This is a genomic window from Vogesella margarita, assembly GCF_028548475.1.
Classification (GTDB): Bacteria; Pseudomonadota; Gammaproteobacteria; order Burkholderiales; family Chromobacteriaceae; genus Vogesella; species Vogesella margarita.
The window spans coordinates 220,749-240,186 of record NZ_JAQQLE010000002.1; the positions used below are offsets into that span (position 1 = coordinate 220,749).

Sequence of the window (19,438 nt, forward strand, 5' to 3'; positions counted from 1 at the left end):
CCATAACAATCAGGGAAAACAGAGCATGACGGAACTGGACAAGGACTTACCGCTGCGCGCCGACATCGCGCGGCTCGATCGTTTGCTGGAAAACCTGCTGCGCGAGCAAGCCGGCGAGGAGGTGGTGACGGAAATCCGCGCCATCCCCAGCGGCGCGCAACAGCACGACCGCAGCGCCGACGCGCTGGTCTCCCGGCTGAGCCCGGCGGCGACCACCGCGCTGGTGCGCGCCTGCGGCCTGTACTCGCAACTGTTCAACATCGCCGAAGACCTGCATCACGCCCGCCGCCGCCGTGCGCACCAGCGTGCCGGTAGCGCGCCGCAGCAGGGTAGCCTGGCGCGGGCGCTGAGCCACATCCACGACGCCGGTGTCGATTTCGGTAGACTCAACCGCGCGCTGCAGGAAGCCAGCGTCAGCGCGGTGCTGACCGCGCACCCGACTGAAGTGCAGCGCCAGAGCGTGCTCGACGGCCACCGTGCGGTGCGCAAGTTCCTGGCGCAGCTGTCCTCGCCGGAGATCACTCCCGAAGAAGAGCAGGAGCTGGAAGCCAAGCTGCAGCGCGTGATCCACTCGTTGTGGCAGACCACCGAGATCCGCTCCTTCAAGATGACCGTCGCCGACGAGATCGAGAACGGCGTCGCCTACCACCCGCTGTCCTTCTTCCAGGCCATTCCGGCGCTGTACGAACGCCTGGGCCGCCAGGTGCGCGAGCTGTGGGGCGAACAGGCCGCCATCCCGTCCTTCCTGCGCGTGGGCAGCTGGATCGGCGGCGACCGCGACGGCAACCCCAACGTCGACGCCAGGGTGCTGCGCCACGCGGTGACGCGGCAGGCGGAGGTGGCATTCAAGCACTACTTCTACGAGCTGGCCGGGCTGTACCGCGAGCTGTCGCTGTCGTCGCGCCACGTGCAGGTGTCGGTGGCGGTGCAAACGTTGGCCGCGATGTCGCCGGACACCGCCATCAGCCGCCGCGAGGAGCCGTACCGCCTGGCGCTGGCCACCATCGAAGGCCGGCTGTCGGCCACCGCCGCGCGGCTGAACCTGCCGCTGCGCGGGCGCTGGACCGCCGGCGAGCCTTACGCCGACACCGCCGGACTGCAGGCCGACCTGCAGGCGCTGTCCGATTCGCTGGTCGCCCACGGCAGCGCACTACTGCTCGACGGTCGCCTGGGCAAGCTGCAGCGCGCGGTGGACGTGTTCGGCTTCTTCTTGATGCCGCTGGACCTGCGCCAGCACGCGGAGAAGCACGCCGGCGTGGTCAGCGAGCTGTTCGCCCACGCCAACCTGGAACACTACGAGGCGCTGGACGAAGCCGCCCGCGTGCGCGTGTTGCTGCGCGAGCTGGCCACGCCGCGCCTGTTGTACTCGCCGTTCCTCAGCTACAGCGCCGACAGTGAAAAAGAGCTGGCCATCTTCCGCGAGGCCGCGCTGATCCAGCAGCAGTTCGGCGTCGACGCCATCAGCCAGTGCATCATCTCCAACTGCGCCACGGTGTCCGACATCCTGGCGCTGGCGCTGCTGGCCAAGGAAAGCGGCCTGCTGCGGCTGCAGGACGGCGCGCCGAGCGTCAGCCTGAACCTGGTGCCGCTGTTCGAAACCATCGCCGATCTGGACGCGGCCGCCGGCATCATGCAGCAGCTGTTCGCGCTGCCGTGGTACCAGCAGCTCTTGAAGAGCCGCGGCGGGGTGCAGGAAGTGATGCTGGGCTACTCCGACAGCAACAAGGACGGCGGTTACGTCACCAGCCAGTGGGAGCTGTACCAGGCCGAGCAGCGCCTGGTGCGCGTGTTCGACGCCGCCGGCGTCAAGATGCGCCTGTTCCACGGCCGCGGCGGCTCGGTCGGCCGCGGCGGCGGCCCGTCCTACGAGGCGATCATGGCGCAGCCGGCCGGCACCGTGGTTGGCCGCATTCGCATCACCGAGCAGGGTGAGATCATCACCTCCAAGTTCGCCGATCCGGACAACGCCACCCGCAACCTGGAGGCGCTGGTGGCGGCGGCGCTGGAATCGACGCTGGCGCACAGCGACAGCGGCGCCACCGACGAGAGCGTGCTGGCGGAATTGTCCGGCCACGCGTTCAAGACCTACCGCGCGCTGGTGGAGTCCGACGGCTTCATGCAGTACTTCATGGAGGCGACGCCGATCGGCGCCATCGCCAAGCTCAACATCGGCAGCCGCCCGGCCTCGCGCAAGACGCTGGCCAGCATCAAGGACCTGCGCGCCATCCCGTGGGTGTTCTCGTGGTCGCAGTCGCGGGTGATGCTGCCGGGCTGGTACGGCTTCGGCTCCGCAGTGCATGCCTTCCTCGACGCCCACGGCGAGGAAAAAGGTCTCGCCCAGCTGCGCGCGCTGCACCAGGCGTCGCCGTTCTTCCAGGTGATGCTGTCGAATATGGAGCAGGTGCTGGCCAAGGCCGATCTGGAGATCGCGCGCCGTTACGCGGCGCTGGTCGGCGATGCCGCGCTGACCGACCGCCTGTTCGGCCGCCTGCAGGCCGAGCACGACAAGACGCTGGCGGCGTTCTTCGCCATCACCGGGCAGCAGAAACTGCTGGAAACCAACCCGACGCTGGCGCGCTCGCTGGACACCCGGTTGCCGTACCTCGACGCGCTCAACCTGCTGCAGGTCCAGCTGCTCAAGCGCCTGCGCGACGAGCCGGATGACGAGGAGGCGCTGTACGCGATTCACCTCACCATCAACGGCATCTCCGCCGGCCTGCGCAACAGCGGCTGATGCTGCACCTGCCCGGTAACGGCAACGGCCACCTGCGGGTGGCCGTTTTTTATGGCTACAAACGGTTACATCTCGACACCGTTTGCCGCTATGGCGCCGCCGGGTGCGGGAGGACAATGAGCGCCGGTCCATTTCGCAGCACAAGGGTGAGCAGCATGAGCAGCAAAGACATTCAGTATCTGGCGGAACACCTGCTGCATACCGGCGTGGGCGGCTTGTCCGAGCGCGAACTGCAGGCGCTGATGCGCATCTCGCGCAAACTGCAATCGGTGCGCCCGGAAAGTGCGCTGCCCGATCGCGGTCCCACTTTCGGCGAGCGCCTGGCCGACCGCGTGGCGGAGTTCGGCGGCTCGTGGACCTTTATCATGATTTTCGGCGCTTTCCTGTTCGGCTGGGCCTTGCTGAACAGCGAAGTACTGGGCGCCCGCGCCTTCGACCCGTATCCCTATATCTTCCTCAACCTGATGCTGTCGATGCTGGCGGCGATCCAGGCGCCGATCATCATGATGTCGCAGAACCGGCAGACCACGCGCGACCGCATGACGATGATTCGCGACTTCGAGGTCAACCTCAAGGCCGAGGCCGCGATCGACGGCCTGCACAAGCGCATGGATCACCTGACGTGGGAGCTGCTGTCCGATCTGGAGTTGCTCAAGCAGGGCCAGAAGGCATGGCAGCGGCAGCCGTATCACGGTGCGGCGGACAAGGACGCGCCACCGGCCGGCTGACGCGGCCACGCCGCAGGTAAGCGCCATCCGGCGCGGATGGTTTGCAGCCGGCGCTTGCTGCTGCGCTGCGGCACGGGCAGGATAGCGGGCTACCCCCATCCCTCGATCGGTTTTGTCATGTCGCACCCTGTTGCCCCGTCCGGACGCGGAATCGCGTTCTCGCTCGCCGCCTCGCTGCTGTTCGCGGTGCTGTCCGGCTATACCACCCTGCTGCGGCCGCTGGACGGGCTGGCCATCTTCGCCTGGCGCATGATCTGCACGCTGCCCGGCGTGCTGCTGATCGTGCACCTGACCCGCAAGCGCGAGGCGCTGGCCGCGCTGCTGCGCCGCTTCGTGCGCGAGCCGGCGCTGTGGGCGCTGGTGCCACTGATGGCGGCGCTGAACGCGGTACAGCTGTGGGTGTTCCTGTGGGCGCCACTGAACGGGCAGACGGTGGCGGTGTCGATGGGCTACTTCCTGACGCCGCTGGTGATGGTGCTGGTCGGCCGTGTGCTGTACGGCGAGCGCATGTACCGGCTGCAGTGCATCGCGGTGGCGCTGGCGCTGCTGGGCGTGCTGCACGAGCTGTGGCTGACGCGCGCCATCGCCTGGCCGACGCTGCTGGTGGTGCTCGGCTACCCGCCGTACTTCGTGCTGCGCCGCCTCAGCAAGATGGAGCCGGTGTCTGGCTTCGCGCTGGAAATGCTGCTGATCTTCCCGGTGGCGCTGCTGCTGCTCTACCAGCAGGGCGAGACGGCCTGGGGCGTGCTGGCGCAGCCGCTGTTCTGGCCGCTGCTGGCCGGCCTCGGCCTGATCAGCTCGGTGGCGCTGCTGCTCAACATCACCGCCAGCCACCTGCTGCCGATGGGGCTGTGGGGGCTGCTGGGTTATGTCGAGCCGGCGCTGCTGTTCCTGCTGGCGATCACCTTCCTCGGCGAGCCGCTGTCCGCCGACCGGCTGCTGACCTACGGTCCGATCTGGCTGGCGGTGCTGCTCACCGGTGTACACACCCTGCGCCAGCAGCGCAAGCAGTCGCCCGGCCCGGCGCACTGAGCCGGCGCAGGTGTACAATTCTGCCCCTGCGCGCCGCCGGCGCGCCTAAACCAGTTACAGAAGCGGATCTCTCCATGTTGTGGTTGCTGACCTTACCCCTGTTGTTTGTGGTGCTGCTGCTGTGGGCGCTGAACAGCGGCCGGCTGAAAAACACGCCCTTGCAGGCGCGCTGGGATGAGCTGTTCGCCGACGCGGCGGACGATGACGCCATGACGCCAGCACCGGGCGAGCCGCCCGCCGCCGAACTGCCGCCGGACGGACAGCCGTGGACGCCGCGCGCCACCCCGCGCCCGCCGCGGCGCAGCGGACTGCAGGCCGGGGACGACGTGGCCAGCGGCCCCGTCGCCGCAACGGTCGCGCCGGCCCCGGTCGAATCGTCACGGGTCGAGCTGCCACGGGTCGAGCTGCCGCAGGCGGTGCCGTCGCGCTACACCCGCAAGCCGGCACCCGCGGCCGCCGCGCAAGCCGACAGGCTGCCGGTGATCGGTCTGGCCGAAGTGCAGCACAACCTGCAAAGCGACGTGCAGCGGCGGCAGAAGCTGGCCGCCAGCGAACGCCGCCAGCGCCGCCTGCAGCGGCAGGACGAGGACAGCGCGCTGCCGCTGATCGACCCGGACGAGGTGCGCGCCAGCCTGCAGCAGCTGCACGGCAAGCGCGACAGTGCACCGCCGCCGCCGAAGCCCACCGTGGTGCTGCAGCCGACGCCGGTGATGCGCAAGCCCTCGCTTGCCAGCCGCCCGGACGAGCAGACGCGGCAGCGCAATGCCGAGGCGCTGTTCGGCGCCGCTTCACGCTTTGGCGGTGCCGCCGCACCGGCCACGCCCGCGCCCGCCATGAAGCCGGCCAGCCCGCCGCCGGTGCGTGTCGCCAGTGTGCCGCCTGCCGCCACCAGCCAGCCGGTCGCGCCGAAGCCGCCCGTGTCACCCGTTTTGCCTGTGCCGCCGGTGGCCAGCGCCATCATGCAAGCGGCGGTCGCCACGCCGCTGCCGACCGTTGACGCCCCCGTTGCCGATGACGCCGCGCTGCTCGTCGCCACCGCCGAGCCGGTGCGGCCAACCTTCGCCGTGCAGCAAGTGGCGGCCGCCGCGGCACCGACCACGGTCACCGCCGAGCCGGAAGAGTTCACCCCGTCGCCGACCGTCGCTACGCCGATGGCCAGCGCCTGGCTTGCCGCCATGTCCGACACGGAGACCGCTGCGGCCAGCGCCGCGCTGGCGGAGCCGCTGTCGGATGGCGCCGTCACCGTGTCGCCTCCCGTTGCGGAGATGGCCCAGGTACCGGCCGTAGAAGCGGGGGCAGCGGCAGAGCTTGAAGAGTCGGAAGAGGGTAGCGCGCTGACGGATGCCGCCGGCGCCGACATCGTCTGGCACCTGCTGGCCGACGACGAGCCGGAGTCCGAGGAGGCCGCCGAGGAGATTGTCGAGGACACCGCCCCCGCCGGCCTGGTGTGGCAGCTGATCGACGAGCCGGCGCCTGCGGCCAACCTTGTTGCTGCACCTTTTGACGTGCCGGCGCAGCCCGACAGCGCCGAAACGTTGGCCGCAGCGCCCGCCACCGTAACCCCGGCGCCCAAACCGCACAGCGTGCCGGTGGTGTACGGCGACGCCTGCCTGCCGTCGCTGGACCTGCTGCGGCCGCCGGAAAGCGACAAGGCGGTGCAGAGCGAGGACTACCTGATCGAGCGCGGCATCCTGATCGAGGAAAAATGCGCCGAGTTCAAGGTGAAAGTGGCGGTGGTGGACGCCTACGCCGGCCCGGTGATCACCCGCTACGAGGTGGAGCCGGCGGTCGGCGTGCGCGGCAGCCAGGTGGTGAACCTGGCCAAGGACCTGTCGCGCGCGCTGGGCGTGGCCTCCATCCGCGTGGTGGAAACCATTCCCGGCAAGACCTGCATGGGGCTGGAGTTGCCGAACCCGAAACGGCAGATGATCCGCCTGTCGGAGATCTTCGGCGCCGGTGTGTTCCAGCACTCCGCATCCAAGCTGACGCTGGCGCTGGGGCAGGACATCAGCGGCGCGCCGGTGGTGATGGACCTGGCCAAGGCGCCGCACCTCTTAGTGGCCGGCACCACCGGCTCCGGCAAGTCGGTGGGCGTCAACGCGATGATCTTGTCGATGCTGTACAAGGCGACGCCGGACGAAGTGCGCTTCATCATGATCGACCCCAAGATGCTGGAGCTGTCGGTGTACAACGACATCCCGCACCTGCTGGCGCCGGTGGTGACCGACATGAAGCTGGCGGCCAACGCGCTGAACTGGTGCGTGGGCGAGATGGAAAAACGCTACCGGCTGATGAGCCACCTCGGCGTGCGCAACCTGGCCGGCTACAACGACAAGGTGCGTGCCGCCGAGGCCGCCGGCAGCCGTTTGCGCAACCCGTTCAGCCTGACCCCGGAAACCCCGGAGCCGCTGGCCACGTTGCCCTTCATCGTGGTGGTGGTGGACGAGTTCGCCGACCTGATGATGGTGGCCGGCAAGAAGATCGAGGAGCTGATCGCGCGGCTGGCGCAGAAGGCGCGTGCCGCCGGCATCCATTTGATTCTGGCCACGCAGCGGCCGTCGGTGGACGTGATTACCGGCCTGATCAAGGCCAACATCCCGACCCGCATCGCGTTCCAGGTGTCCAGCAAGATCGACAGCCGGACCATTCTGGACCAGATGGGCGCCGAGAGCCTGCTGGGGCAGGGCGACATGCTGTTCCTGCCGCCGGGCACCGGTTACCCGCAGCGCGTGCACGGGGCGTTTGTTACCGACGAGGAGGTGCATGCCATCGTCGAGGACCTGAAGCAGTGGGGCGAGCCGGACTACGTGGAAGGCCTGCTCACCGGCGAATCGGTGGCCGACGACGAACAGGCGGACGCCAAGGGCCGTGCGGCGGCCGCGAGCGAGAGCGACCCGCTGTACGACGAGGCGGTCGAGATCGTGCTGCGCACGCGCAAGGCGTCGATCTCCTCGGTGCAGCGCCAGCTGCGCATCGGCTACAACCGGGCTGCGCGGCTGATCGAGGACATGGAAGCCGCCGGCATCGTGTCGGCGATGGAAAGCAACGGCAACCGCACGGTGCTGGTGCCGCAGCGCGGCGACTACTGAGCCGCTTCTCCGGCAGCAAAACGGCAGCCCGCGGGCTGCCGTTTTTCATGGCGGGAACCGGCCGCGCGTTCTCTGCTGCCAACCTTGATGTCGCCGGCTCAGGCCACCGTTTTCAGCTCGCCCAGCATGCGTTCCAGCCCGCCCATCACGCTGGCGTTGGCCTGCTCCATCGCCGCCAGCTCGTGCAGCGCGGCGTCGGGTTTGCCGGTATAGAACAGCTCCAGCGCGCGGCGCGCGTGCTGGTGTACTTCGCGGTGCGGGCCTTCCAGCGCGCCGTAGCCGGGCAGGCGCGAGAAGCTTTCCTTGCCGTCGCCGGCGTAGTACCACTGGCCGAGGCGGCATTGCGTCTCGTCCGGCAGCTGTTCCGGGCGCAGGCTGGAGATGCCCATGAACACCTTGTACACCTCCAGCTTCATCGCCAGCTCTTCCAGGTTGGCCAGCTCGACGCCGGACAGCTGCGCGGCGGCGGCGATGGTGATTTCCATGTGCTGCGCCTGGTCGTACAGTCGTTGCATGCTGTGCATCGCCTGTTCGCTGTCGCCGGAGAAGCGGCTGGCGTCGTCGGCGCCCTGCTGCATGGTGTGCCTGGCGCTCTCGGTCTCGGCCTGGATCTGGCCGACCAGGCCGGCGATCTCGGTGGTGGCCTTGGCGGTGCGTTCGGCCAGCTTGCGCACCTCGTCGGCGACCACGGCGAAGCCGCGGCCGGATTCGCCGGCGCGCGCGGCCTCAATCGCCGCATTCAGCGCCAGAAGGTTGGTCTGGTCCGCGATGTCCTTGATCAGGCGCACGATGCCGCCGATCTGCTCCGCCTGCTGGTGCAGGGTGGCGACGTTGGTGGACGCCTGTTCGATGCGCTGGAACATGGTCTTCAGGTTGCCGGCGATCAGCTGGAAATCGCTGCGGTTGCCGTCGGCCTGCGCCGCCATCGCGTGCGCGGCGTCCTTCTCCTGGCCGAGGCTGCCGGCCAGCCCCTGGAACGAGTGCTGCACCCCGCCCAGCGAGTTGCCGAAGCTGCCGATGTTGGCGAACACCCCCTGCAGCATCGCGCGTTCGCGCGTCAGCGTGTCCAGCTGCGCGCGCTGGCTGGCGTGCTCGCTCTCCAGTGCGGCGAGGCGGGCCTGCAGCTGCCGGTTTTCCTGTTGCAGCGTGGTGTTGTCGTTCTGGGCTTGCTGCAGGGCAGCGCGGGTGTGGCGGAAGAACATGCGGATTCCCCTCGGGTGGTGGTTGCCGCATCTTACGCGGCGGCGGGCGGTAGGCAAATCGGGCAGATCAAGTTTCCGGCGATGATGGCTGCAGCCAGCGCTCGGTGGGGCGGGCAAAGGCCAGCGTCGGCGTGCCGTGCCAGTCGGCGGCGCGTTGCAGCGCGCGCAGCAGGTCGTCGCGCAGGCGCTGTGTCTGGCGCACGCCGGCCTCCAGATACAGCGCCTTGACCTCGAACACGCCCTGCGCGCGGTGCGCCTTGGCGTCCAGCCGCCCGACCAGGCGGCCGCGGCTGAGCACGGGCAACACGAAGTAGCCGAACTGGCGCCGCGAGGCCGGGGTGTAGCACTCGATGCGGTAGTCGAAGCCGAACAGTTCGCTCGCGCGCTTGCGGTCCCACACCACCGGGTCGAACGGCGACAGCAGCGTGGTGGCGGTGGCGCGCAGGCTGTCGTCCAGCGCCGCCTCGCGCAGGCTGTGGTGCACGAACACCTGGTGCGGCCAACCTTCGACGCGCGCCGGCAACAGTTCGCCCTCGTCGGCCAGCTGGTGCAGCAGCGCGTCGTACTTGCCGCGCTTCAGGCGGTAGTAGTCGGCGACCCAGCCGGTCTTGACGAGGCCCAGCGCGCGGCAGCTGGCGCGCACCATGTCGCGCTGCGCCGCCTCCGGCGTCGGCAGGTCGCGCGCATCGTCCCAGCCGGGCAGCACCCGCTCGGCCAGGTCGTACACGCGCTGGAAATTCTGCCGCTCGCGCACCATCAGCCGGCCGCTGCAGAACAGTACCTCCAGATGGCGTTTCTCCGGCTTCCAGTCCCACCAGCCGTTGCCCTTGCCGCCCTGGCGCTCGAAGTCGCGCGAACGCACCGGGCCGTGGGCGCGGATGTGTTCGACCAAGGCGTCGATCTCGGCGTGATGCTTGTTCATCCATTCCACCGAGAATTTCCAGCCCATCGCCGCCGGGTCCAGCATGCGGTGGCGCAGCAGGCGGTAGTCCTCGACGGGCACGAAGCAGGCCTCGTGCGCCCAGTATTCGAACAGCGCGCCCTCGGCCAGCAGCGCGTCCAGCCACGCCGGGTCGTAGTGGCCGAGGCGGCTGAACAGCACGAGGTAAGGGCTGCGCGCGACCACGCTGATGGTGTCGATCTGCAGCAGCGCCATGCGGCGGATGGCGGCGAGCACGTCGGCCTTGGCGGCCTTGCGGCGCGGCGGGGTGGCGAGGCCCTGTGCGTGCAGGTGCAGCGCCCGGGCGTGCGGGAGGGACAGGTGCAGGTGGCTCATGCGGCGTGCCGTGGCATCGGGATAAGCCGACAGCATAGCGCGTCCGCCACGCGGCGGGGAAGGGGCGTCGCCGCGCCATGATCGCGGGTGGCCGGCATGAGAAGGTTGGCCGCAATGTTGCGGCCAAGCTTGTGTGGCGTCGGGACCTGAGCAGGCGCTCAGTCCTCGCCGTGCACCATGCTGCGGCCCAGCGGATTGGGCTGGTTGCGCCGGCGCGCGAGCTCGATCTGCTTCTGCCGCTCGCGAGCCTTGGCGCGGGTTTTCTCGCTGAGCGTATCCCAGCAGTGCGGGCAGCTGATGCCGGGGCTGTAGTGTTCGGAGGCACGCTCGGCGGCCGACACCGGCTGGCGGCAGGCGTGACACAGCTCGTACTCGCCTTCGCTCAGGTCGTGGCGCACGGTGACGCGGTTGTCGAACACGAAGCAGTCGCCCTGCCACAGGCTTTGTTCCGCCGGCACTTCTTCCAGGTATTTCAGGATGCCGCCCTGCAGGTGGTACACCTCGGCAAAGCCCTCGTTCAGCATGTAGCTGGAGGCCTTCTCGCAGCGGATGCCGCCGGTGCAGAACATCGCCACCTTCTTGTGCACCGCCGGGTCGAAGTGCTGTTTCACGTACTCGGGGAATTCGCGGAAGCTGGCGGTTTTCGGGTCGATCGCGCGCTTAAAGCTGCCGATGGCGACCTCGTAGTCGTTGCGGGTGTCGATGACCAGCACTTCCGGGTCGCTGATGAGGGCGTTCCAGTCCTGCGGCTTGACGTAGGTGCCGACGGTCTTGTTGGGGTCGACGCCGGGCACGCCCAGGGTGACAATTTCCTTCTTCAGCTTGACCTTGGTGCGGTAGAACGGCTGCTCGTCGCAGTACGATTCCTTGTGCTCCAGCGCCGCCATGCGTGGGTCGCTTTTCAGCCAGGCCAGCAGCGCGTCGATGCCCTCGCGGCTGCCGGCGACGGTGCCGTTGATGCCTTCTTCGGCCAGCAGCAGCGTGCCCTTGACGTCATTGGCCAGCATGGCCTGGTGCAGCGGTTCGCGCAGCGCGACGTAGTCGGTCAGGGTGACAAACCGGTACAGCGCGGCGACGACGATGGGGTGGTGGGTGTGCATCGGTGGTCTCCAGGTGGTCGCCCGCGTAAAGGGCGGACCGGGGCGCGCCGGAATTGGCGCAGCCGGCAAGTTTACCCCAGGCCGGCACGGCGGCCAACGCGGTGCCGCTCGCTGGCGGTCAGCGCGCGATGCGGTTGCGGCCGTCGCGCTTGGCCTGGTACAGCAGCGCGTCGACGCGGCCGATCAGCGCGTCGATGGCATCGTGGCGCCCGGCGAATTCGGTGACGCCGATGCTGACCGAGGTGTACAGCTCGCCCTTGCCGGTGTTCAGCGGCTGCATGCCGATCAGCTGGCAGATGCGCTGCAGCGGCACCATCGCATCGTCGGCGCCGGCATCCGGAAAGAGGATCATGAATTCCTCGCCGCCCCAGCGGTAGACGCGGTCGATGGTGCGCACGCTGTCCTGCATCAGCACCGCCACCGCGCGCAGTACCTCGTCGCCGGTCTGGTGGCCGTAGCTGTCGTTGATGCGCTTGAAGTGGTCGATGTCCAGCAGCGCCAACGCGAAGCGGCGGCCGCGGCGGATGGCGCGCTCCTGTTCTTCCTGCAGCCGGATGTAGAAGGCGTGGCGGTTGCCAAGGCCGGTCAGGCTGTCGCTGTAGGCCATGGTCTCCAGCTGCTTCTGCACCTCGCGCAGCGCGCGGGTGCGCTCGGCGACGCGCTGTTCCAGCGTGTGGTTGACGTCGTCCAGCTGCTGGATCACCAGTCCGATGCAGTGCGGCGCCAGCCCCACCGACAGGATCATCAGCGACAGCGCGACGTAGCTCAGGCTGTGTTCGTAGGCCAGCTGCGGCCCCAGTTCGCTCAGCAACAGCAACAGGCTGGCGAGGGTGAGCAGCGCCACCGCGATGCTGGAGCCGACGATGCGGTAGCGGATGGCGACATAGATCAGCGTCAGCCCCAGCAGCCAGATCAGCCACGGGTGCACGCCCTGCGCCAGCAGCAGCGGCAGCGCCACCAGCGCCGCGATTTTCAGCGTGAGCCCCGCCAGCCGCGGCCACGGCACCTCGCGCAGCACCAGGTACAGCGGAGTGACCACGAACAGGCCCAGGCAATCGCCGGCGGTCATCATCGCCAGCCCGGCCAGATGGCCCTGTGCGGTGGCCGGCGCGCCGAGTTCGTGGTTGATCAGGTACATCGCCCAGGTGGTCAGCAGTGGCGGCAGCAGGCACACGCGCCAGAAGAAGCGCTGTAGGCCGGCGACGTCGTTCAGCAGGCGCCGCGACGCGCCGCAGCCGCGCCACGCCAGCCAGCTTTGCAGGCTGTCGAACGGCGCCAGCAGCAGCCCGGCCAGCAGCGCGGTGCCCCAGCTGCCGCCGAAGAACAGCCAGCCGCCGGCATTGGCGATGGCGCTGGACAGCAGCACCAGCGGCAGGCCGCGCCGGCCGGCCAGCAGCAGCATGATCAGGCCGATGCCGGAGGGCAGCCACACCACGGTCAGCGAGGACGGCGGTTTCGCCGCCAGCCACATGCCCAGCCAGGCCAGGCTCACGTAGAGCAGGACCAGTAACAGCGCGTGGTGGTAGCGGGGAGAAGTCGTCATGGCGGGCACGGGCAGGGGCTGTCGGTTGCGGCAGGCGGTCGCTGCCGCCTGCTGTTGTGGCCATTATCGGCCGATAACCCTGCGCCGACCAAGGGCTAAATGTGATCCATGTCAGCCGTTATCGCGATGGCGCTTGCGGCCAACGTTGGCCGCAAAAAAAACGGCGACCGTGCGGTCGCCGTTTTTTCATGCGCGATGTCCAGGCTCAGGCGGTGAGCTGCAGCAGCTCGGCAAACGCCTTCTCGAACAGCGCGAGGCCATCGCGCTGCAGCTGCTCGCCGACGGCGTCAAAGTCGATGCCGGCAGCCTCTGCCGCGGCCAGCGTGGCCAGCGCCGCGTCGCCGTCGGCGGCCAGCGTGGCGGCGGCGTGACCGTGGTCGCGGAAAAGCGCCAGCGTGGCATCCGGCACGGTGTTGACGGTGTCGGCGCCGATCAGGCTCTCCACGTACAGCACGTCGGAGTAGGCCGCGTTCTTGGTGCCGGTGGACGCCCACAGCAGGAACTGCGGCCGCGCGCCGGCGGCGTGCAGCGCGGCGAACTCGGCGCCGTGGAAGCGCTGCAGGTAGCGCCGGTAGGCGGCCTTGGCCAGCGCGATCGCCGCCTTGCCCTGCAGTTCGGCCGGCAGTTGTGGATCGAGCAGGCTGTCGACGCGCGACAGGAAGAAGCTGGCCACCGCCTTGACGTGACGCAGCGGCTGGCCGGCGGCGTGGCGCGCGGTGAGGCCGGCGAGGTAGGCATCCCACACCGCCTCGACCTGCTTCAGCGAGAACAGCAGCGTGATGTTGACGTTGACGCCCTCGGCGGTCAGCGTGCGGAAGGCGGCGATGCCCTCCGGTGTGGCCGGGATCTTGATCATCGCGTTCGGGCGGTCGATCGCCGCCCACAGGCGGCGCGCGGCGGCGAGGGTGCCGGCTTCGTCGTGCGCCAGCGCTGGCGACACTTCCAGCGACACGTAGCCGTCGTCGCCACTGGTGGCGCGGTACTGCGGCAGGGTGAGGTCGCAGGCTGCCCGGATGTCGGCGATGACCAGCGTCTCGTAGCGCTGTTCGGCGCTCAGTGTGGCGTCGGTCTTGAGCTGGGCCAGCTCGTCGCGGTAGCGCGGGTCGGTGCTGATCGCCTTGTGGAAGATGGCCGGATTGGAGGTGACGCCGGCGATGCCGTCGTCGGCCAGCAGGCGGGCCAGTTCGCCGCTGGCGATCAGTTCGCGCGACAGGTTGTCCAGCCAGATGCGCTGGCCGAAGGGGCGGATGGCTTGTAGACGATTCATGGTGCGGGTCCCGGTTGTCGGTTTCATTTTTTGGCACCCCATCGTAGCGTGCGGCCGCGCTGAAGCAAAGGGACTACAGCGCGGCGGCCCGGGCCTGTCGCCGGTACATCGGCGACTACGCGCCGTGCGGCGGCCGCATTATTCGCGGGCGGTCAGCTGTTCGGCGTTGAAGATCACGCTGAAGCAGCTGCCCTTGTCCGGCTCGCTGTGGATTTCCAGCCGCGCGTGGTGGCGCGCCAGCACGTGCTTGACGATGGCAAGGCCTAGGCCGGTTCCGCCGTTGCCGCGCGAGCGGCCGCGGTCGACGCGGTAGAAGCGCTCGGTCAGGCGCGGCAGGTGTTCGCGCGGGATGCCGATGCCAGTGTCGCTGACGCTGAACACGGCGCGGCCCTCGTCCGCCTCCTGCCAGCTGAGGGTGATGCTGCCGCCCTCCGGCGTGTAGCGCACCGCGTTGGACACCAGGTTGCCGAACGCCGAGTGCAGCTCCTGCGCATTGCCGCGCAGCCAGCGCGGGCAGCGCTTGTCCAGCGTGATCCGGTGGCGGCCCTGGGACAGGCCCTCGGCTTCCACCATCAGCGTGTCCAGCATCTGGTCCATGTCCACCGTCTCCTGCGCCATGCTGCGCGGACTGTTCTCGATGCGCGACAGCGTCAGCAGGTCCTCGACCAGGCTCTGCATCCGCCGCGACTGCTCCAGCATCAGCGGCAGGAACTGGCGCAGGGTGGCGTCGTCGACCTCGGGCATTTCCGACAGCGTCTCCAGGAAGCCGCCGACCACGGTCAGCGGCGTGCGCAGCTCGTGCGACACGTTGGCGACGAAGTCGCGGTGCACGGTCTGCACCCGCTCCAGCTGGGTGATGTCGCGCGACAGCAGCAGCTTGCGGGTGATGTCGAACGGCACCAGCTGGATGGACAGCACGCGCTCGTCCGGGGTCATGCTGTGCATGATCAGCGGCTGGCTGTAGCTCTGCGCCGCCATATAGGTGTGGAAGGAGGGCTGGCGCACCAGGTTGAGGATCTGGTTGCCGACGTCGGTCTGCGGATTGAGGCCGAAGTGCTCGACGCCGACCGGGTTCACCCACTCGATGCGGTCGTACTCGTCCAGCACCACCACGCCGTCCGGCATCGCCTCGCCGGCGTTGATGAAGCGGTCGAGGATGCTGGCCAACTTGCGCTTGCTCTGCTTCTGCTTGCGCGCCTGGCGGTACAGCGCCATGAAGGCGTTGTGCCAGATGCCGTAGCCTTCCGGGATGCGGCCGGGAGCCGGCCGCTGCAGCCAGCGCAGCAGCAGGCCGATGTGATGGAGATGGAAGCCCAGCCACAGCAGCAGCTGGGCGGACAGCACCAGCAGCCCGATGTCCGGGCCGTAGACCAGCGAAAAGCCGAAAGCGATGCTGCTGATGGCGAACAGCCAGCCCAGCGAACGCCGCGCGAAGTCAGTCAATGGATTACCCCTGTGCCGAGAAACGGTAGCCGGTGCCGCGCACGGTCTGGATCAGCGCGTCGTGGCCGGTGGCCTCCAGTGCGCTGCGCAGGCGGCGGATGTGCACGTCGACGGTGCGTTCCTCGACAAAAATATGGTCGCCCCACACCTGGTCCAAGAGCTGGGTGCGCGAGTGCACGCGTTCGGCGTGGGTCATGAAGAAGTGAAGCAGGCGGAATTCGGTGGGGCCGAGGTCGATGGTGTCGCCGTTGCCCTGCACGCGGTGGGTGGCCGGATCCAGGCGCAGGCCCTTCACCTCGACCGCGTCGTCGGTCATCTGCGGTGCGCGGCGGCGCAGCACCGCCTTGATGCGGGCCAGCATCTCGCGCGGCGAGAACGGCTTGGTGATGTAGTCGTCGGCGCCGGCCTCCAGCCCCTGCACCTTGTCCTGCTCTTCGGAGCGGGCGGTGAGCATGATGATCGGGATCTGGCGCGTGCGCTCGTCGCCGCGCAGCTTGCGCGCGATCTCGACGCCGGAGGCGCCCGGCAGCATCCAGTCCAGCAGGATCAGGTCGGGCAGGGCGTTCTTCACCAGTACCATGGCCGCTTCGGCGGTGCTGGCGCGCAGCACGTGATGGCCGGCCTGGGTCAGGTTGAAGGCAATCAGTTCCTGGATCGCGGGCTCGTCTTCGACAAGCAAGATATTGGCAGCCATGTGTGGGCATCCTCCCATTGGAAATTATGGCAAGGATAGAAAGCGGTCGTTACAGAAATATGACGCTTCATGCGTTTGCACGATTTATGCCAAAGAAATGGCACGTTATGCCGCTGCTTGCCGGACAGGGCGCCCGATTATGTCACGGATGGGCGCCGTTCCCGTGGCGGATTTAATTTAAACGTAATTAAGTTTTGTGCAAAAATTAATTGTGGCGTAAAATGCCGCCTCTCGCGTCGCGCCGTGACGCGTCCAGCCCGCTTCGGCTACCGGCCGATCATCACGCTTTACCTGCCATCCTGCGGCTTCTGCCGCGATCTGGACGCTCCCGCGACATCCTGCCACCCAAGTCTTGAAGGGAAAGCATGGACAACGTTGTCTCCTCCCGTAACACCACACTGGCATGGCCGGTGTTTATTCCCGGCCTGCTGCTGATCGGCAGTCTGCTGGCGTGGTCGGTACTGCTGCCCGGCAGTGCCGAACACACCTTTTTACTGGCGCAGCAGTGGGTGATCCATCACTTCGGCTGGTTCTACATCCTGGCGGTGGCGATCTTCCTGCTGCTGTTGCTGGCCATGGCGGTCAGCCGCTACGGTGATATCCGGCTGGGGCCGGACGAGTCGCGGCCGGATTTCTCGTTTACTTCGTGGCTGGCGATGCTGTTCGCGGCCGGCATGGGCATCGGCCTGATGTATTTCGGTGTCGGCGAGCCGATGCTGCACTACCTTGCCCCGCCCACCACGACGGCCACGCCGGCGGCGGCGGCGCAGGTGGCGATGCTGACCACCTTCCAGCACTGGGGGCTGCACGCGTGGGCGATCTACGGTGTGGTCGGGCTGGTGCTGGCCTATTTCGGCTTCCGTTACCAGTTGCCGCTGACGGTGCGCTCCGGCCTGTATCCGCTGCTGGGTGAACGCATCAACGGTCCGTTCGGCCACGCGGTGGATGTGTTCGCGCTGGTGGGCACCGTATTCGGCATTGCCACCACGCTGGGTTACGGCGTGCTGCAGATCAGTGCCGGCCTCGCCACTCTGACCGGCTGGGAAACGTCCGGGCTGGGCTTCCAGCTGGGGCTGATCGGGGCGGTGATGGCGCTGGCCGGGCTGTCGGTGGCTTCCGGGCTGGATAAGGGTGTGCGCCATCTGAGCGAGATGAATCTGGCGCTGGCCGGCAGCCTGCTGCTGTTCGTGCTGCTGGCCGGGCCGACGCTGTACCTGCTGAATGCCTTCAGCGAGAACATCGGCCATTATCTGTCCGGCGTGGTGATGCTGACCTTCCGTACCTTCAGCTACAGCGAGAATGACATGCAGGGCTGGTTCGGCGGCTGGACGCTGCTGTACTGGGCATGGTGGATCTCGTGGTCGCCGTTCGTCGGCATGTTCATCGCGCGCATTTCGCGCGGGCGCACCATCCGCGAATTCATCATCGGCGTGTTGCTGGTGCCGTCGCTGTTCAACCTGCTGTGGATGACGGTGTTTGGCAACAGTGCCATCTGGCTGGACAGCCATGTCGCCGCCGGGGCACTGGGGGCGGCGGCAGGCAATGTCGATGCGTTGCTGTTCCGCTTCTTCGACTATCTGCCCTACCCGCAGCTGACCTCCGGCATCGCGGTCGTCCTGGTGGCGGTGTTCTTCGTGACCTCGGCCGACTCCGGTGCCATGGTGCTGGATGCCATCGCCACGCGCGGGGCGACCCGGTCGCCGCTGTGGCAGCGCGTGTTCTGGGTGCTGTTGCTGGCGCTGACGGCCGGCATCCTGCTGACGACGGGTGGCCTGAAGGCCTTGCAGGCGATGACGCTGCTCAGCGCGCTGCCATTCGCGGCCATCATGCTGGTGTTGTGCTACGGGCTGCTGCTGGGGCTGCAGGCCGACCGCCGCCATGCCACCCGCGCGCTGGCACCGGCCACCTCGTTCTGGAGCGGCCATCACTGGCGCCAGCGCCTGGCGGTGATACTGAACCAGCCGCAGGCGGAAGAGGTGCAACGCTTCATCGACGAGCAGGTCGAGCCGGCCCTGCAGAGCGTGGCGACGGAAATGCGCGCCCGAGGCGTGGCGGCGAGCGTGACACGCGATGCGGCCAACGGTACGCTGCAGCTGGCCATTCCGCAGCCGTCACTGCGCGACTTTGTCTACGGTGTACGCTGCGTGCAGCAGGCGATCCCCGCCTTTGTGCTGCGCGATGCCGCCCTGCCATCCGGGCAGCGGCCGCACAACTATCAGCCGGTGACCTTTTTTGCGGATGGCCGCGCCGGCTACAACATCGCCTACCTGCAGCAGCAGGAAGTGATCGCCGATGTGCTGAAGCAGTACGAGCGTTATCTGGCGCTGCTGCAGGATGAGCATTCCCGCCTGCTCAGCGCCGCGCCGGCGCACGCCTGAGCGGACAAGGTTGGCCGCAAGTCCGCTTGCGGCCAACCTTGTTGCCGCAGGGCTGGCGCGGCGCAAAAAAAAAACGCCTGTCCGGTGAGGGACAGGCGACTAAGGGTCGGTTTGCGGCCAGTTGGGCCACAAACACAAAGACCAGGGACAAAGAGATCACCAGAACAGTTCAAAGATGCCAGCAACACCGACACCCTCATACGTATCCAGAAGTCGACAGTCTCGGGCGCGGACCCGCTACTGCCAACACGGGGCGAATTGTACGTGGCTTGTTGCCGCCCGATAACAGGTAATCAAAGGTTTTATTCGCGATGCTCTTTGTATACAATTTATTTTTGGCAAATTTACTTTCGAATCCAAAGCATGGACAAGTTTGACCGCAAAATCGTTGCTGCACTGCATGATAACGCCCGTCTCAGCTACGCCGAACTGGCGCGCCGCGTCAGCCTGTCTGCACCGGCCGTTGCCGAAAGAGTGGAAAAGCTGGAACGTTCCGGTGTCATATCCGGCTATCGGGCAATAATCAACCCGGAAAAGCTGGGTTACCCGATACAGTGTCTGATCGAGCTGACGGTGAAAAACCTGGAGTACTACGGCGTGCTGGAGACGCTGAAGACGATGCCGGAGATTACCGAGTGCTACTCGATCACCGGCAGCAGCGGGCTGATGATCAAGGTGGCGGTCGACAATATGAGCACCCTGCAGCAGGTGATCGCGCGGCTGATGCAGTACGGCGACACCAAGACCTCGATCGTGATCGACGTGCCGGTCGGCTCGCGGATGCCGGGCTGGCGCGACGACGAATAACCGGCGGCGGCGACTCGGGACACCGGCCGCCGCCGACTGGCGTTACCGTCAGAACGTATTTACGGTCTAGCGCGCTCACGCGAGACAAGGCGAAAACGGCTGGGGAAGCGGCGTTGGGCTGGAGATAAACAAGCATGCCGAAGCC

Annotated in this window: 13 protein-coding genes; 6 read left to right on the top strand and 7 right to left on the bottom strand. The window is 67.7% G+C overall.

The window, feature by feature from the left end:
- The first annotated feature begins 25 nt into the window (after nucleotides 1-25).
- From ppc to PQU96_RS03605, 4 genes are all read left to right on the top strand, one after another.
- On the top strand, nucleotides 26-2,734 hold the full coding sequence (ppc, locus tag PQU96_RS03590) for a phosphoenolpyruvate carboxylase (RefSeq protein WP_272770881.1): 2,709 nt from the start codon (nucleotides 26-28) through the stop codon (nucleotides 2,732-2,734).
- 155 nt (nucleotides 2,735-2,889) lie between these two features.
- On the top strand, nucleotides 2,890-3,462 hold the full coding sequence (locus tag PQU96_RS03595) for a DUF1003 domain-containing protein (RefSeq protein ID WP_272770882.1): 573 nt from the start codon (nucleotides 2,890-2,892) through the stop codon (nucleotides 3,460-3,462).
- Nucleotides 3,463-3,579: 117 nt separating this feature from the next.
- Nucleotides 3,580-4,494 (top strand): EamA family transporter RarD, encoded by a 915-nt coding sequence (rarD, locus tag PQU96_RS03600; RefSeq protein WP_272770883.1) that lies wholly within the window; start codon nucleotides 3,580-3,582, stop codon nucleotides 4,492-4,494.
- Nucleotides 4,495-4,568: 74 nt separating this feature from the next.
- Nucleotides 4,569-7,583 (top strand): DNA translocase FtsK, encoded by a 3,015-nt coding sequence (locus PQU96_RS03605; RefSeq protein ID WP_272770884.1) that lies wholly within the window; start codon nucleotides 4,569-4,571, stop codon nucleotides 7,581-7,583.
- 98 nt (nucleotides 7,584-7,681) lie between these two features.
- Here the strand turns inward: PQU96_RS03605 and PQU96_RS03610 are convergent, their stop codons facing one another.
- From PQU96_RS03610 to phoB, 7 genes are all read right to left on the bottom strand, one after another.
- Nucleotides 7,682-8,785: a methyl-accepting chemotaxis protein gene (locus PQU96_RS03610; protein WP_272770885.1), complete on the bottom strand. Its 1,104-nt coding sequence runs from the start codon at nucleotides 8,783-8,785 to the stop codon at nucleotides 7,682-7,684.
- Nucleotides 8,786-8,852: 67 nt separating this feature from the next.
- Nucleotides 8,853-10,061 carry a winged helix-turn-helix domain-containing protein gene (locus tag PQU96_RS03615; RefSeq protein WP_272770886.1) on the bottom strand — a complete coding sequence of 403 codons (1,209 nt, stop codon included), beginning with the start codon at nucleotides 10,059-10,061 and terminating at the stop codon, nucleotides 8,853-8,855.
- 158 nt (nucleotides 10,062-10,219) lie between these two features.
- The gene (gene trhO, locus PQU96_RS03620) at nucleotides 10,220-11,161 is read right to left on the bottom strand and encodes an oxygen-dependent tRNA uridine(34) hydroxylase TrhO (RefSeq protein ID WP_272770887.1); all 942 of its coding nucleotides are present in this window, start codon (nucleotides 11,159-11,161) and stop codon (nucleotides 10,220-10,222) included.
- 118 nt (nucleotides 11,162-11,279) lie between these two features.
- Complete coding sequence (locus tag PQU96_RS03625; protein ID WP_272770888.1) at nucleotides 11,280-12,704, bottom strand: sensor domain-containing diguanylate cyclase; 1,425 nt, start codon at nucleotides 12,702-12,704, stop codon at nucleotides 11,280-11,282.
- A 205-nt stretch (nucleotides 12,705-12,909) separates the two neighbouring features.
- Complete coding sequence (gene tal, locus PQU96_RS03630; RefSeq protein ID WP_272770889.1) at nucleotides 12,910-13,971, bottom strand: transaldolase; 1,062 nt, start codon at nucleotides 13,969-13,971, stop codon at nucleotides 12,910-12,912.
- 138 nt (nucleotides 13,972-14,109) lie between these two features.
- A complete protein-coding gene (gene phoR, locus PQU96_RS03635; protein ID WP_272770890.1) occupies nucleotides 14,110-15,414 on the bottom strand; it encodes a phosphate regulon sensor histidine kinase PhoR in 1,305 nt (434 codons plus the stop codon).
- A 4-nt stretch (nucleotides 15,415-15,418) separates the two neighbouring features.
- Nucleotides 15,419-16,108 (bottom strand): phosphate regulon transcriptional regulator PhoB, encoded by a 690-nt coding sequence (gene phoB / locus PQU96_RS03640; RefSeq protein WP_272770891.1) that lies wholly within the window; start codon nucleotides 16,106-16,108, stop codon nucleotides 15,419-15,421.
- A 365-nt stretch (nucleotides 16,109-16,473) separates the two neighbouring features.
- Between phoB and PQU96_RS03645 the strand changes: the two genes are divergently transcribed.
- Complete coding sequence (locus PQU96_RS03645; protein ID WP_272770892.1) at nucleotides 16,474-18,486, top strand: BCCT family transporter; 2,013 nt, start codon at nucleotides 16,474-16,476, stop codon at nucleotides 18,484-18,486.
- 363 nt (nucleotides 18,487-18,849) lie between these two features.
- Nucleotides 18,850-19,293 (top strand): Lrp/AsnC family transcriptional regulator, encoded by a 444-nt coding sequence (locus PQU96_RS03650; protein WP_272770893.1) that lies wholly within the window; start codon nucleotides 18,850-18,852, stop codon nucleotides 19,291-19,293.
- Nucleotides 19,294-19,438 lie beyond the last annotated feature (145 nt).